The 14,966-nt window shown below is 58.7% G+C and carries 10 protein-coding genes; all 10 read left to right on the forward strand.

From position 1 onward, the window contains the following. Positions 1-11: 11 nt before the first annotated feature. Positions 12-3,506, forward strand: a complete 3,495-nt coding sequence (locus tag IK083_00755) for a DNA polymerase III subunit alpha (GenBank protein ID MBR4748088.1) — start codon at positions 12-14, stop codon at positions 3,504-3,506. 182 nt (positions 3,507-3,688) lie between these two features. Continuing rightward, positions 3,689-5,083 carry a sugar ABC transporter substrate-binding protein gene (locus IK083_00760; protein ID MBR4748089.1) on the forward strand — a complete coding sequence of 465 codons (1,395 nt, stop codon included), beginning with the start codon at positions 3,689-3,691 and terminating at the stop codon, positions 5,081-5,083. A 10-nt stretch (positions 5,084-5,093) separates the two neighbouring features. Continuing rightward, positions 5,094-6,272, forward strand: coding sequence for a sugar ABC transporter permease (locus tag IK083_00765; GenBank protein MBR4748090.1), 1,179 nt, complete (start codon positions 5,094-5,096; stop codon positions 6,270-6,272). Further along, positions 6,265-7,173 (forward strand): carbohydrate ABC transporter permease, encoded by a 909-nt coding sequence (locus IK083_00770; GenBank protein MBR4748091.1) that lies wholly within the window; start codon positions 6,265-6,267, stop codon positions 7,171-7,173. The genes IK083_00765 and IK083_00770 overlap by 8 nt, the downstream gene beginning before the upstream one ends. Before the next feature lie 85 nt (positions 7,174-7,258). After that, positions 7,259-9,508, forward strand: coding sequence for a bifunctional (p)ppGpp synthetase/guanosine-3',5'-bis(diphosphate) 3'-pyrophosphohydrolase (locus IK083_00775; GenBank protein MBR4748092.1), 2,250 nt, complete (start codon positions 7,259-7,261; stop codon positions 9,506-9,508). Further along, entirely contained in the window at positions 9,505-9,954 is a 450-nt protein-coding gene (dtd, locus tag IK083_00780) for a D-tyrosyl-tRNA(Tyr) deacylase (protein MBR4748093.1), read from the forward strand. The genes IK083_00775 and dtd overlap by 4 nt, the downstream gene beginning before the upstream one ends. A gap of 52 nt (positions 9,955-10,006) precedes the next feature. Further along, entirely contained in the window at positions 10,007-12,757 is a 2,751-nt protein-coding gene (locus IK083_00785) for a hypothetical protein (GenBank protein MBR4748094.1), read from the forward strand. A gap of 22 nt (positions 12,758-12,779) precedes the next feature. Beyond that, positions 12,780-14,060: a serine--tRNA ligase gene (gene serS, locus IK083_00790; GenBank protein ID MBR4748095.1), complete on the forward strand. Its 1,281-nt coding sequence runs from the start codon at positions 12,780-12,782 to the stop codon at positions 14,058-14,060. Continuing rightward, positions 14,057-14,437, forward strand: a complete 381-nt coding sequence (locus IK083_00795) for a hypothetical protein (protein MBR4748096.1) — start codon at positions 14,057-14,059, stop codon at positions 14,435-14,437. The genes serS and IK083_00795 overlap by 4 nt, the downstream gene beginning before the upstream one ends. Further along, a complete protein-coding gene (locus IK083_00800) occupies positions 14,434-14,796 on the forward strand; it encodes a hypothetical protein (GenBank protein MBR4748097.1) in 363 nt (120 codons plus the stop codon). Before IK083_00795 ends, IK083_00800 begins: the two co-directional genes overlap by 4 nt. Positions 14,797-14,966 lie beyond the last annotated feature (170 nt).

The raw sequence follows: 14,966 nt of genomic DNA on the forward strand, positions 1-14,966 counted from the left end.
TACCTGACCATATGGAACAGACACAAGCCGCCGGCAGCGTCCCCTTTGCCCATCTGCACGTCCACTCCGAGTTTTCCATTCTGGACGGGCTCTCGGGCATAGAGTCCATCGTTGACCGGGCCAAGGCTCTGGGCATGCCTGCAGTGGCCCTCACGGACCACGGCGTCATGTACGGCAACCTGGCCCTCTACGACGCCTGCGATAAAGCGGGCATCAAGCCCATACTGGGCTGCGAGGTCTACGTGGCCCCCCGGTCCATGGAGCAAAAGGAAGCGGGCATCGATGACAAGAACTATCATTTGGTGCTGCTGGCCAAAAACCTCACCGGCTACAAGAATCTCATCAAGCTGGTATCGAGAGCCTTTTCCACCGGCTTTTATTACAAGCCCCGGGTGGACAAGGCCCTGCTGCGCACCTACCGGGAGGGGCTCATAGCCCTGTCCGCCTGTCTGGGCGGCGAGCTACCCAGGACCCTGCTGGAGGCCCCGGACAAGGCCGAAGAGGTGCTGCAGAGCTATCTGGATATCTTTGGCAAGGAAGACTTTTACATAGAGATACAGAACCACGGCATCCCCGAGGAGGAGCAGATCATTCCCCGGCTCCTGGCCCTGGCCGAAAAGACCGGAGTCAAGGCGGTGTGCACCAACGACAGCCACTACACCCTCCGGGAGGACAGCGACACCCACGACACCCTGCTGTGCATCCAGACCGGCAAGACCAAAAGCGACGCGGACCGCATGAGATATGAGCCCGAAAAGTACTATATCAAGTCCTACGAGGAGATGCTGTCCATGTTCCCGGACAGGCCGGAGCTCTGTTCCAACACTCTGGAGATAGTGGACAAGTGCAACGTCCGATTTGACTTTTCCAGATCCCAGCTGCCGGACCCGGGAGTCCCCAAGGGCATGGATCCCGCCGACTATATGGTCAGCGAGGCCATGTCGGGCCTGAAGCGCCGCATGGGGACGGAGGAGCTGCCCCCCGAGTATCTGGAGCGCTTTGACTACGAGGCCCGGACCATCAACGAGCTGGGCTTTTCGCTGTATATGCTCATAGTCCGGGACTTCACGGACTATGCCCGCCAACACGGCATCTACGTGGGGGTCCGGGGCTCGGCAGCCTCCTCCCTCATAGGCTACGGCCTGGGCATCACCGACGTGGACCCCATAGAATACGGCCTCACCTTCGAGAGATTTCTCAATCCCTACAGAGCCGAGATGCCCGATATAGATCTGGACATACAGGACAACAAGAGAGGGGACCTCATAGCCTACGTGGCCGAAAAATACGGCGAGGAATGCGTGGGACAGATCTCCACCTTCAATCAGATGAAGGCCAGAGGCGCCGTCAACGACTGCGGCCGGGCCCTGGGCATGGACCTGAAGGACGTGCGGCGGATATCGGACATGATAGACGCCGGCCCCAAGGCCACCATCAGCTCCTCCATGGAAAGCAACGCTGAGCTGAAAAGGGTCTATGACGAGGAGCCTCAGGCCAGGCTGCTGCTGGACACGGCCCTGAAGCTGGAGGGGGTCAACCGTTCGAGAGGCATACACGCGGCGGGAGTCCTCATAGCCGCCCAGCCTTTGGACGAGCTGGTGCCCGTGGAGGTCAGCGAAAACGGGGACAGAGTGGCCCAGCTGCCCAAGACCAGCATCGAGCGGGTAGGGCTGCTGAAGATGGACTTTCTGGGCCTCATCAACCTGACCATCCTGGCCAACGCCATCGAAAACGTCAGGCGCACCAAGGGCATAGAGATAGACCGTCTGAAGATACCCCAGGACGACCGCAAGACCTTTGAGATGCTGGCCCGGGGAGAGACAAACGGAGTCTTTCAGCTGGAATCGGGGGGCATGACCAAAAACGTGGTGGAGCTGAAGCCCAACTCGGTGAGGGAGCTGGCCGCTATGGTGGCCCTGTTCCGCCCCGGCCCCATGGCCTATATACCCAAGTTCATCAAGTCCAAGTTCGGGGTCACCCCCATCACCTACACCCATCCGGTGCTGGAGCCCATCCTGAAGGAGACCTACGGCGTCATCTGCTATCAGGAGCAGGTGCTGAAGATAGCTCAGGCCGTAGGAGGCTTTGCTCTCGGCGAAGCCGACATACTCCGCAAGGCCATGTCCAAGAAGAAAAAGGACGTCATGGACAAGAAAAAGGTGGACTTCATAGAGGGCGCCGCCAAAAAAGACATACCCAAAAACACGGCCGAGGAGATATTTGCCCAGATAGAGCCCTTTGCAGGCTACGCCTTCAACAAGGCCCACGCAGTCTGCTACGCCCATCTGGCCTATCAGACCGCCTACATGAAGGCCAACTATCCCGTGGAGTATTACGCCGCTCTGCTGTCCGCCAACCTGAACAAGGCGGACAAGCTGGCCGACTACATCAGGGACCTGAAAAAGTTCGACATCACTCTGCTGCCTCCCGACGTCAACAAGTCCTTTTACAACTTCACGGTAGAAGAGACCTCCGGAGGCGGCCCGGCCATCAGATTCGGTCTGGGAGCCGTCAAGGGCATAGGGCAGGGGGTCATAGACGCCATCTGCCGGGAGAGAGAGGAGCGGGGGCCCTTCATCGATCCCGCGGATATGGCCGAGAGGACTGCCCACGTACAGCTGGCGGGCAAAAGCCTCTGGGAGCCTCTGGTGAAGCTGGGCTGCTTTGACTCCATCTTCCCCAACCGCCAGGGCCTGCTGACCGCCGTGCCTCAGCTGCTGGAGCATGCGGCCAAGCTGCAGGCGGAAAAGGATTCGGGGCAGGGGGGCCTCTTCGATTCCTTTGACGACATAGACATATCCAATTCGCCGGATCTGGACAAATACAGAGAGTGCAAGGAGTTTTCCAAGGACGTGATACTGGAGTTCGAAAAGGATCTGGCAGGCATATACATTTCCGGCCACCCGCTGGAGGAAAAAAGGCACCTGCTCCTGCAGAACTCCGACGCCAACACCAGGAGCTGCAGCGAGCTGCCCGACAACGCCAGATGCACCATCTCCGGCCTGATAAGCGAGGCCTCCACGCCTCTCTCCAGGGACAAGAAGATGTATGCGAAGATCCGGCTGGAGGACCTGTACGGCTCTCAGGAGATAGTGTTCTTCCCTCAGAAATACGAGGAATACAGGGACATGATCCAAAAGGGCAAGATAGCCGCCGTGACGGTCAAGGTCCGCAGGAGAGGGTCCTACAACGGGGAGTCCGACGACAGGGAGTCTTCGGAAAACAAGGTGGAGCTCATAGGCGACGAGATCACCCTGCTGGGGGACCTGACCCCCAGGCCCGCCACCGGCTCCCTGACCGTGAGGATCACTTCCCCGGTCAACATCAGCGAGATCAAGCTGCTCACCGACTCCTATCCCGGCAACGACGCCCTGATCCTGGAGCTGGATCACATCTCCAAGGTCCACAGGATCACCACCGGCACCTACGTGGACGCCCAGAACAGGGACCTCACCGACGGCCTCCGCAGGACCCTGGGGGAGGGGGGAGAGCTCCTTATAAAATAAAATATATTTAATTAATAATATTCGCGAGCGTTATCTGACAAAAAATCGGCAATACGAAGCTTTGTTCACAACTGTTTACAACACTGTGGATAACGCTCGCATTTATTTGCCGCCGGCATATAGACAAAAAACGTGATATATTCTATAATAAAGTTAGATACACTTCACCAAAGGATTGAAGAATGAACGATTCCTTAAAATCTACGATGGCTACCATCGGCATCGCCCTGCTGGCGGTCCTGGTGGTGGCGGTAGGGATATATCTGGGGACCACCCTTCATCCCTCCAAAAAAGGCGTCACCAATATACGCTGGGTAGTGGACCCCAGTCCCATCAGAGAAGAGACCATCGCTCTGTTTGAGAAGTCCCATCCCGGCATTGAGGTCACCAACGACATAGATTCCGGCCTCCAGAGGCTGCTGACCCAGCTGGCGGGCGACGTGCCTCCCGACGTGATGGCGGCCTATGACGCGGAGAGCCTCTACACCTTTTTCAAATACGGCCTGCTGCTGGACCTGACTCCCTATATCAAAAAATACAATATACCCGTGGACAAGTTCTATCCGGAGCTCCACGATTATATGTATTGCCGAGAAAGGGACAAGCAGGGCAACCCGATAGGCGAAGAAAAGCTGGTGGGCATCCCGGAAAACGTGTGCTCTCTCAACCTGTTTTACAACAAGACCGTATTTGACGAGCACAACAGGACGGCGGCTCCCGGAGACCGGGTGGAATATCCCACCTCCGACTGGACCTGGGACGACATGTTCGCGGCGGCGGACAAGCTGACCAAATACAAGGAAGTCAACGGCCGTAAGATAGCCATACAAAAGGGCCTCTACGTGATGGAGACTCCCTTCATCTTTGTGTGGATGTACGGAGGCCACGTGTATTCCCCCGACGGCCAGACCTGCGTCATCAACGAAGAGGCTGCCAAGAAGGGCATGCGCTACTGGGAGACCCTGCGCATGAAGGCCAAGGTCATCCCTTCCGCCTCCGAGGCGGCCAGCCTGGACTCCTCCGGCGGCTGGGGCGGCGAGCAGCTCCTGTTTGCCAAGGGCAAGGTGGCCATGCTCATCACCGGGCGCTATATGGTGACCGCCTTCCGGCAGAACTACAAGAATCTGGACTTCGGCATAGCCCGGTTCCCCAAGGCTCCGTGCCCCAACAACCTGCTGCTGTCCAAGTCCTACTGCATACCTGCCACCAGCAAGAACAGGGACCAGGCCATCAAGTTCATAGTGCACCTCACCAGCACCGCCAACCAGAATCTGGTGGCGGACTACGGCGACGGAGTGCCCTCCATGAACACTCCCGAGATCATACAGAACTTCCTCTACAATCCGGACTATCCCAAGGAAACGGAGAACCAGAACGTGCTGGATGACCTGGCGGGAGCCAAACCTCAGGAAAGGTCTCTGTATATATCCAGCACCGACTTCAATCAGATATGGGGTCTGGAGGTAGGCAAGGTGTGGCTGGGCCAGCAGGATATGGACACTGCCTGCGACAAGATAGCCAAGAGGGTCAACGAGATCATCCACCGGAATATGAACAACCCCAACTTTGTGAATTAAGGACAGGAATATGGCAAGAGTAAAAGAAAAATACAACAGGTCCGAGGTAGTGGCCGCCTGGGGGTTTCTGGCGCCCAACCTCATCGGATTTTTGTCATTTACGCTGATACCCGTGGTGGTATCGCTGTTTATGGCCTTTACGGACTGGAATATATTCGGCAAGCCCGTGTGGATAGGCTGGGAAAACTTCCGGCTGCTGCTGGGCTTCCATCAGGAGGGCGCCAGGAAGGTGGCCAACGACCCCTTCTTCTGGCAGTATCTGTACAACACGGTGTATCTGCTGGTGGGCATACCCCTGGGCATCGCCGCGTCCCTGCTGTGCGCCCTGGTCATGAACCAGAAGCTGGTGGGCATCACCTTCTTCAGGACGGTCTATTTCCTGCCCTCGGTCTCCGGCGGCGTGGCTCTGCTCATCCTGTGGAAATACATGTACAACAACGAGACCGGCATCATCAACATGTTCCTCAGGAATTCGGGCATGAAGATATACGATGCGGCCCATCCCTGGACGGGCATCCTGTTCAACGTCTTCATCATGATACTCATGTGGGTGTTCATCATGGCCTGTTTCCTGGCGGTGCTGTCCTTCATCAAATGGGTCATGGGCAAGCTGAACATAGAGTTTGAGGGCCTGTCCTACAACATAGTCTGCTTCGTGCTGGGCTTTGCTGTGGTGGCCTTCATAGTGGCCAAGTTCGGCATGCTCTCCCACGAGATACAGGGCTTCTTTATGGTCCCGCCCGACTGGCTGGGCACCTCCGAATGGTCCAAGCCCTCCCTGATCATCATGGGTCTGTGGGGCGGTCTGGGCGGCACCAGCATGATCCTCTATCTGGCGGCCCTGCAGGGCGTCTCCGTGAACCTCTACGAGGCGGCGGAGCTGGACGGCGCCAGCGGCTGGCACAAGTTCTGGTCCATCACCTGGCCTCTCATCAGCCCCACCACTTTCTTTATCTTTATCATGGGCATCATAGGCGGCCTGCAGTCCGGCTTTATGACGGCCAAGATCATGACCGGCGGCGGACCTGCCGGCAGCACCACCACCGTGGAATACTATCTGTACAACACGGCCTTTGAAAACTTCAACATGGGCTATGCTTCCGCCATAGCCTGGTTCCTGTTCGTGATCATCCTGATCCTTACGCTCATCACCTGGAAGGTAGGAGGCAGAGTAGTCAATTATGAATAAGCTGAGATGGTACCACAAGGCGCTTCTGTATATACTGCTTATATCGGGAGGCGTCACCATGATCATTCCCTTTGCCTGGATGGCCGTCACGTCCATCAAGCAGCCCAGCGAGGTGTTTGCCGCCTCTGCCGACAGTCTCAAAAAGGGCGTGGATGCCAACGCCATCCGCTGGATACCCGAGCATTTTGAGTGGAAGGACACCGTGATCAACGGGGAGAACGTCCGGGCCTGGTGGGGCAACTACCCCGACGCCTGGAAGGCCATCAACATCCCCCGGCTGTATCTCAACAGCCTGTTCGTGGCCATTCTGGTCACCTTCGGACAGGTGCTCACCAGCACCTGGGCGGCCTATTCCTTCGCCCGCCTGAGGTTCCCGGGAAGGGATCAGCTGTTTTTGGGCTACCTGGCCACCATGATGATCCCCGGCTCCGTCACCATCATCCCCACCTTCGTGATCATGAAGATGCTGGGCTGGGTGGACAGCTACTGGGCGCTCATTGTGCCCGGTATGTTCAGCGCCTACGGCACCTTTATGCTGAGGCAGTTCTTCATGGGGCTTCCCCAGGAGCTGGAGGACGCGGCCAGGATCGACGGCTGCTCCTTCTTCGGCACCTGGCGCAACGTGATCATACCTCTGTCAAAGCCGGCCATCGCCACTCTGACCACCTTCACCTTCATGGGCTCCTGGGGCAACTTCATGTGGCCTCTCATCGTGTGTATCAGCGAAGAGATCAGGACCCTGCCCATCGGTCTGCAGTATTTCGTGGGGCTCTACTCCACCAATTACACTCAGCTGATGGCCGCATCCATGATGGTGACCGTGCCCGTGATACTCATATTCATATTCAATCAGAGATATTTCGTGGAAGGCATCAAGCTGTCCGGCCTGGGCGGCAGATAGGCCTTTTGGCGCGCACCGCAACGGCGGCAGACTGGCAGGTTTGCCGCCTTTTTCTTGCAGGCAGCGCCCTTAACAAGGTGGCTATATGACGGAACAAGACCTGAACCGACGTTACGAAGAGATCCTCAGACAGATCCGGGAATACGACCCCACAGGCGACACCTCTCTGGTGGAAAAGGCCTGGGAGACGGCCAGCCGGCTCCACCGGGGGGCCGTCCGGGACTCGGGGGACCCCTACATAGTGCATCCTCTGTCGGTGGCGGAGACCCTGACCGGCCTGAAGATGGACCAGGAGTCCATAGCGGCAGGCTTTCTCCACGACCTGGTGGAGGACGTGGAGGACTATTCCCTGGACAGGCTGAGGGCCGACTTCGGCGAGGACGTGGCCTTTTTGGTGGACGGCCTCACCAAGCTCTCCGACGACGAGTATTCGGACGCCGGCGAAGAAGACTATCTCCCCGAGACCGTGTCTCAGGGAGTGCGCAAACGCTTTCACCCCAAGGCGGGTCCCCGGACCTATTTTGCCAAAAAGGCCGAAAACATACGCAAGATCTTCTTTATCATGAATCAGGATCTGAGGGTGATGGTCATCAAGCTGGCGGACCGGCTCCACAACATGCAGACTCTGGACGCGGTGAGCAGGGAGCGGCAGATACGCACCTCCAGCGAGACCATCCAGATATTCGCCCCCATTGCGGACAAGCTGGGTATCAACAGCCTGAAGGCGGACCTGGAGGACCTGTCCTTCAAATACCTCTATCCCGACGAATACAAGGAGCTGGCAGGCAAGCTGGCCAAGACCCGGCGGGAGAGGCAGGACATTCTGGACGAAGCGGTGCGGCAGGTCACCAGAGTGCTGCAGCAGCGGAAATTCAAGGTGGAGATCCAGGCCAGGGCCAAGCACCTGTGGAGCATCCGCAACAAGATAGTCAAGGACAACTTCAAGTTCGAGGAGATATACGACCTGCTGGCCATCCGGGTCATCATAGACACGGACAACGTAAACGACTGCTACACGGTCATGGGCATCATCCACGACCTGTGGCCGCCCATACCCCGTCTGTTTTCGGACTACATAGCCAACCCCAAGACCAACAATTATCAGTCCCTGCACACCAAGGTGGTGGCTCTGGACGGCTCTCCTCTGGAGGTGCAGATACGCACCCGGGAGATGCACAAGACGGCGGAGCTGGGAGTGGCCGCCCACTGGCAATACAAGGAGAGGCTCAACAGCGACGTGTTTGAGCAGCGGCTGTCCTGGCTGCGTCAGGCCATCTACAACTGGGAAAAGGACGCGGACAACACCGAAGAGTTCATGGAAAACATCACCAACGACCTCTTCAAGGAGCAGGTAGTGGTGTTTACCCCCCGGGGAGACGTGATGGACCTGGTCATAGAGTCCACCCCGGTGGACTTTGCCTACAAGATCCACTCGGACGTGGGGGACCACTGCATCAAGGCCAAGGTCAACGGCATAGAGGTCCGTCTGGACCACACCCTGTCCAACGGCGACGTGGTGGAGATCATCACGGCGGCGGACACGGTGCCCTCCCTGGACTGGCTGAACATAGTAAAGACCTCCACCGCCAAGAACCGCATCAGGCAGTATTTCAAACGCAAATACTCCATAGAAAACGAAGAAAAGGGCAAGGACATGTTTCTGAAGGAGGTGTCCCGGCTCCACCTGAACCGCAACGTCATCACGGACCCGGAGCTCCTGAAGAGGCTCAGCGAAAAGCTGATCAGCGTGCACGAGATCTTTGCGGCCATAGGCTGCAGGATAGTGTCTCCGGGCTGGCTCATCAACCGGCTGAAGCAGGAGAGCGCCATATACAAAAACGAGGTGCGGGAAAAGGCTCTGGAGGGGGCTCTCTCCGTGTCTCTGGAGGGCAAGAGCGACGTGCTGGTGGCCAGAGCGGGCTGCTGCGACCCTCTTCCCGGCGAGAGCGTGGAGGCCTACGAGACCAAGGAAAAGGGCTACGTGATACATTCCCGCAAATGCCCCAATATGGCCCGCTACAGGAAGGACAATCCCGACCGGGTGCATCAGGTCACCTGGCAGGCCACCGACAAGCTGCTGCCCTGCAACATCCTCATCAAGACCCAAAAGCGCATAGGTCTCTTCCGGGACGTGAGCAGCGTCATAGCCGACCAGCAGATGCTCATCATCAACCTGTCCCTGTCCCAGCCGGCGGAGGCCATGGCGGACATACACGTTACTCTGGGCATCAGGGATATAGACAGCCTGAACGCCCTGTTCAAAGATCTCAGAAAGGTGTCCGGGGTCATATCCGTGAGCCGGGTCACCAAGCTGAAAAGCAAGGAGCTGAGATGATCTGCGTCATACAGAGGGTCTTATCCTCTTCCGTCACCGTGGAAGGCAGACTGGCGGGCTCTGTCGGAAAGGGCCTCAATATACTCTTCGGCGTCAAAAGGGGCGACACGGAAGAGATGGCCGAAAGGCTCTGCGAAAAGATCTGCCGCATGCGCATCTTTGAGGACGACAGGGGCCGCATGAACCTGTCCCTGACGGACACGGGAGGCAGCGTGCTGGTCATCAGCCAGTTCACCCTGCTGGCCAACACCTCCAAGGGCCGCAGGCCCTCCTTCGAACAGGCGGAGGAGCCCGAAAGAGCCCGGGAGCTCTACGAGTATTTCGTCCGGGAGTTCGCCAAAAGAGGGGTGCCCGCCCAGACCGGCGAGTTCGGGGCGGACATGCTGGTGAAGATAGAGAACGACGGCCCTGTGACCTTTGTCCTGACGGACCGGGACCGGAGGTAAATTGAATAACCACGGGGTTTGTGATATAATTTTTGTGTCAAAGAGGCGCTTTGTGAAGGTCGTTTTTGTACTGCTGCTGGCAGTCCTTTCCCTCCGGGCATTGGCCTGGACCACCCAAAGCCCCGGCATCACCGTCAGGGAAGGGGACCCGGCCGTGCTCTCTTATCTGGCCGGCGGCGAGCCCTGGTCCGAGTGCACTCTGTCCGCGGACCTGCCTCAGGGAGACCTGGTCCTGGACCTGAAGGCCTCTTTCCGGGCCCCGGTGGTGATAGCGCTCACCTTTGAGGGAGGAGGCAAGGCCTTTTATCATCTGACCGTTCCCTCCGTGAGAAGCCTTATCTCCATGAACACGGGCTCCGCCGATATGACCGAAGGCAGCGCGGACGGCAATATCAAGGCTGTCTCCATAGCCTTTGAAGCCGGGTCCTACCGGCAGGGGGACCGGGCGGAAATAGCGGTATACGGCCTGTCCTTGCGGGAAAACGGGCCGGAAAAGACTCTCTACAGTCATCTGTGGACCCCGTCTATAGGCGCCGGCCCCGTTGAGGGCGCCGACCCGGAGACCTGCGTGTGGAACGTGTGGCGCCACACCTCGGGCCCCGGCTGGGACAGCGGGCAGGCCCGTTTCGGCGGCTACGACGCCCCGGGAGGCCGGGATATCATCACGAGCGTCATAGACTATCTGTCCCTGTATTACGGCCACGGAGGGCTGGACCTGCCCTACGTGACGGACCCCTCCTTTGCGGCCTACGCAGCCGGCAAAAACGTGACCATATACGGGGAGCTGCACCACACTCCGGATACAGGCTGGCTGAAGGAGCACAGGGCCCTCAACGTGAACAAGTGGGGCCAGACCTGCCTCGATATGGGCCTTGCGGACCTGAACCACGCCTACGACTTCACGGACCCGCGGGTGGTGGAAAAAACCTCGGAAAAGCTGCTCCGCACCGCCGCAGCCGGAGTCAAATACGTGCGCTCCATAGACTACGTGTGGACTCCCTTCGGCCCCGGGGGCAGCTGGAACGCCATGATATGGGGCTTTTCCGCGGCGGCCATACAGCGCTGGCGGGAGGACCTGTCGGGCAGGGACAAGGGCATAGAGATACTGGACGGCGGCGGGACCCGGCGGCTCTTTTTCCGGGAATACTTCACGGATTATCACGGCTACTGGCCCGAGCCGGCCGACGCGGGCTGCGCCTCCTGGGAGGACTACGTCCCGCCCCGGGATGAAGGCGAAGCCTGCCTCACCGAAAAGAACAAGCTGCACAACATGCTGTTTCACTACGAATGGCTGAAGTTCATCAACGAGGCGGCGGAGCCCTGCGTCAGGCAGTACGGCGTGTACGCCCAGCCCATCCTGAACGGGGAATCCGCGGGCAACGGGGGAGACTACATCTATCTGTCCCGGCTCTCCAACGTGGCGGGCTACTGCCCCGAGTGGTGGGGTCCCCATGAGGTCATCATAGGCAACTATTACAACGGCAGATATTACGAAAGGGGAGCCCGGGGCAGGGAAAGGACCCTCTGGGGCGAATCCGGCGCCGCCGGAGCCGACCCCTTTTACGGCCGGTATCCCAGACCCAACTATTGGGACAACCCGGCCAACTGCCTGATCACCTATTCCCAGGCTGGCTCCTCGGACTTCAGGGGCAAGCAGGACCAGTACTGGGGCAGCGAAGCCGACAGGCTCATGGACCCGGAAGAGAAGGAATATCTGCTCTACACGGCCTTTATCTCGGCCTGGAACGGGTTCCTGAGGGCCCGGGAGGACGGCCTCCGCAAGCCGGAGACCCGGGTGTGCGCCTTTATACAGAGGGCTCCCGCGGGCTATTCCAACAGCATGGACACCCGGGCGGACGCTCCCTGGTCCCTGAACGGCATACTGGAGCGGAACAACTATCTCTATGACGGCGCTTCTTTCCCGGACACTCTGGGCATAGACGATTATGACCTGTGCTTTTACAGTCCTGTGACCGGCCCCCGGGGAGCCCTGAATATGCTGTGGAAATGGCTGGAAAAGGGCCGTAAGACTCTGGTGACCCACAGCTTCATACCGGTCAACGGGGACAGGCCCGGCAAGGACGTGAACCAGATAGACCCGGAGCCCGGCTTCCCGGCTGCAGAAAAGGCCGCCGCCCGCAGGACCGGCTTTGACACCATACGCAGGACGGAGCTGTCCTCCGGCGAGCTCTCCTCGGAGCTGCCGGGCCTGGAAAAATATGAGGGACCCTTTGCCCTGGAGGGCTCCCTGTATTCCATCGGGGGCTACAGGCCTCTGGTCACTCTGGGGGGCAGGCCGCTGGTCTCCGAAAAGACCTTTCCGAACGGCTCCCGGATCATATATCTGGGCTTCGCGCCCTGTCAGAACACCGGCGGGGGCCGCGTAAAGATCACCGCCGCGGAAGAGGGGGTCCAGACCCCCGGCTTTGACAGCGCGGTCATAAAGGCCCTCATGGACAGCCTGGGCCTCAGACCTCAGGGGATCGCGGCAGACGACCTCTCGGTCCTGCGCTACGAGACCCGGGCAAAGGGCGACGTGTATATCATCTGCAACCGCTCCGCCAACACCCGGTATCAGGGAGAGGAGGAGACATTCACCGTGTTCCAGCAGCGGAGCCCCCGGGCTCTCTATTCCGCTCCCGTCAGGGTCTTTGCGGAGAAGGCTGACGCGGACTACGTCATCAGAGACGTTCTCACAGGCGAAGAGGAGATAGGCCGGTCCGGACCGGACGGCAGCCTGGAGATAGATATGAACGGCTTCAATCTGAGAGGGGTATACGTGTATCCCCTCCCTTGGCAATAATATTTCAGTAAAAAGGTGCGCTATGTTAGATCCCAAAATCATAAGGACCGAACCCGACAGAGTCAGACAGGCTCTCGTGAACAGAAACCATCCCACGGACAAGCTGGACGAATTCCTCGCCCTGGACGAAAAGCGCCGGGCCCTGCTGACAGAGGTGGAAACCATGAAGGCCCGCCGCAATCAGATCAGCGACGAGATCGCCGTCATGAAGCGTCAGAAGCAGGACGCCTCCGGCATCATCAAAGAGATGCAGACCTTTTCCGCCAGGATCAAGGAGCTGGACAACCGGGTCCGGGATATGGACGACGAGTTCAAAAACATACTGCTGAATATCCCCAACCTGCCGGACGACACCACTCCCGTAGGCCGGGACGAGACGGAAAACGTGATCAGCGGCACCTGGGGTGAAAAGCGCAGCTTTGACTTTGAGCCCAGGACCCACTGGGATATATGCGCCGCTCTGGACATGCTGGACTTTGAGCGGGGCGCCAAGATCTCCGGCGCCGGCTTCATAGTGTATAAGGGGTGGGGCAGCAAACTGGAAAGGAGCCTGTTTTCCTGGATGCTGGACCTGCACACCCAAAAGCACGGCTACACGGAGATATTCCCTCCGTTTTTGGTCAACGCGGCTTCCATGACGGGCACGGGCCAGCTGCCCAAGTTCGAGGAAGACATGTACAAGTGCGACAAGGATGACAACCTGTACAATATACCCACCGCCGAGGTGCCCGTGACCAACCTCTACGGCGGCGAGATACTCTCCGGGGATATGCTGCCCCTGAAGCACTGCGCCTATTCCGCCTGCTTCAGAAGAGAGGCCGGCTCCGCCGGCAAGGACACCAGAGGCCTGCTGAGAGTGCATCAGTTCAACAAGGTGGAGCTGGTGCAGTTCGTCAAGCCCGAGGAATCCCCCGCCGCCCACGAGAGCCTGACCCGGGACGCGGAAGAGATACTGGAAGCCCTGAACATACCCTACAGGGTGCTGTCTCTCTGCACCGGCGACATATCCTTTTCCTGCGCCAAGTGCTATGATCTGGAGATCTACGCCCCCGGCGTGGACAAATGGCTGGAGGTGTCCTCCTGCTCCAACTTCCGGGACTATCAGGCCCGCCGGGCAAACATCAGATTCAGGAGAGAGACCGGCTCCAAGCCCGAGTTCGTCCACACCCTCAACGGCTCCGGAGTGGCCCTTCCCAGGCTCTACGTGGCTCTCATAGAAAACTATCAGCAGCCCGACGGCTCCGTGGTGGTGCCCGAGCCTCTGAGGCCCTATATGGGCTGCGACGTGATCGGCCCCAAATGATACTCCGCAAGTTCTATATCTACCGCAGATACTGCTACGCCTTTGCGGCGCTGTGCATGCTCAGCGGCTTTGTCATCTCCTGGAAGCTCAGCGCCGACACCAGAAAGGACCTGGAAAGCAGGCTGTCCATCCTGCCGGCCCCTGTGTACAGCGCGGACCGGGAGGACCTGGACACCGTGACCGTGGAGCAGACGGAGGGCAGGGCCACCGTCACCAACGAGGGGCCCGGCGTCATATATATGGCCGAGCTCACGGACGGGGAAGACTCCTTCGTCTATGACAAGGAGCCTCTGGAGCCGGGCAAGCAGGGGACCGTCATACTGCCCGAAGGCGCGGGCAAGGTAAGCCTCAGAGCCGTGGGGATAGACAGAAAATGAACGAAGAAGAAAGGATCATTCACAAAAAAAGCCTCATCAGCGTCTTCGCCATGTTCATAGGCCTTTTTTGCCTGGCGAACTCGGTCCTCACGGTCTGGCTCTACAAGATAGACGCCGCCGGCACCGCAGAGCTGAAGAGCGGATATATGGTCAGGAGCATGAAGGAGCCGGCCCTGTGGCAGGCCAATACGGACATCTTCAAGACCAGGGACACGGCGGAGGTCAGGACCGACTCCCGGGAGACCCGGCTCATAGCGGACATACTCAAGGAGACCGCCGACGACAACGGACTGGAGCTCTCGGTCATCTCCTTCTATGACGAAAAGGGGCGCCACCTCACGGATTTCAGGAGCAAATAGCCTGTGGATACACTGTGTATCCATAAAGAAATAAAAATGTTCACAGATTGTGTATAAACCTGTGGATAAAAGGAAGCCTGTGGACAACCCACTGTCTCTGCACAGGTAATCTACAGGCTTGTCCGCAGGCGATAAACAGGCAAAAGGGCCCAAAACAAAGTCAAATCGGG

It is taken from the genome of Abditibacteriota bacterium (assembly GCA_017552965.1).
Classification (GTDB): Bacteria; Armatimonadota; UBA5829; order UBA5829; family UBA5829; genus RGIG7931.

Bases quoted from the DNA above. Each gene is read 5' to 3' on its own strand.
- IK083_00795 (MBR4748096.1), top strand. From the start codon at position 14,057: ATGATACTCCGCAAGTTCTATATCTACCGCAGATACTGCTACGCCTTT.
- IK083_00775 (MBR4748092.1), top strand. From the start codon at position 7,259: ATGACGGAACAAGACCTGAACCGACGTTACGAAGAGATCCTCAGACAG.
- IK083_00755 (MBR4748088.1), top strand. From the start codon at position 12: ATGGAACAGACACAAGCCGCCGGCAGCGTCCCCTTTGCCCATCTGCAC.
- IK083_00770 (MBR4748091.1), top strand. From the start codon at position 6,265: ATGAATAAGCTGAGATGGTACCACAAGGCGCTTCTGTATATACTGCTT.
- dtd (MBR4748093.1), top strand. From the start codon at position 9,505: ATGATCTGCGTCATACAGAGGGTCTTATCCTCTTCCGTCACCGTGGAA.
- IK083_00800 (MBR4748097.1), top strand. From the start codon at position 14,434: ATGAACGAAGAAGAAAGGATCATTCACAAAAAAAGCCTCATCAGCGTC.
- serS (MBR4748095.1), top strand. From the start codon at position 12,780: ATGTTAGATCCCAAAATCATAAGGACCGAACCCGACAGAGTCAGACAG.
- IK083_00760 (MBR4748089.1), top strand. From the start codon at position 3,689: ATGAACGATTCCTTAAAATCTACGATGGCTACCATCGGCATCGCCCTG.
- IK083_00765 (MBR4748090.1), top strand. From the start codon at position 5,094: ATGGCAAGAGTAAAAGAAAAATACAACAGGTCCGAGGTAGTGGCCGCC.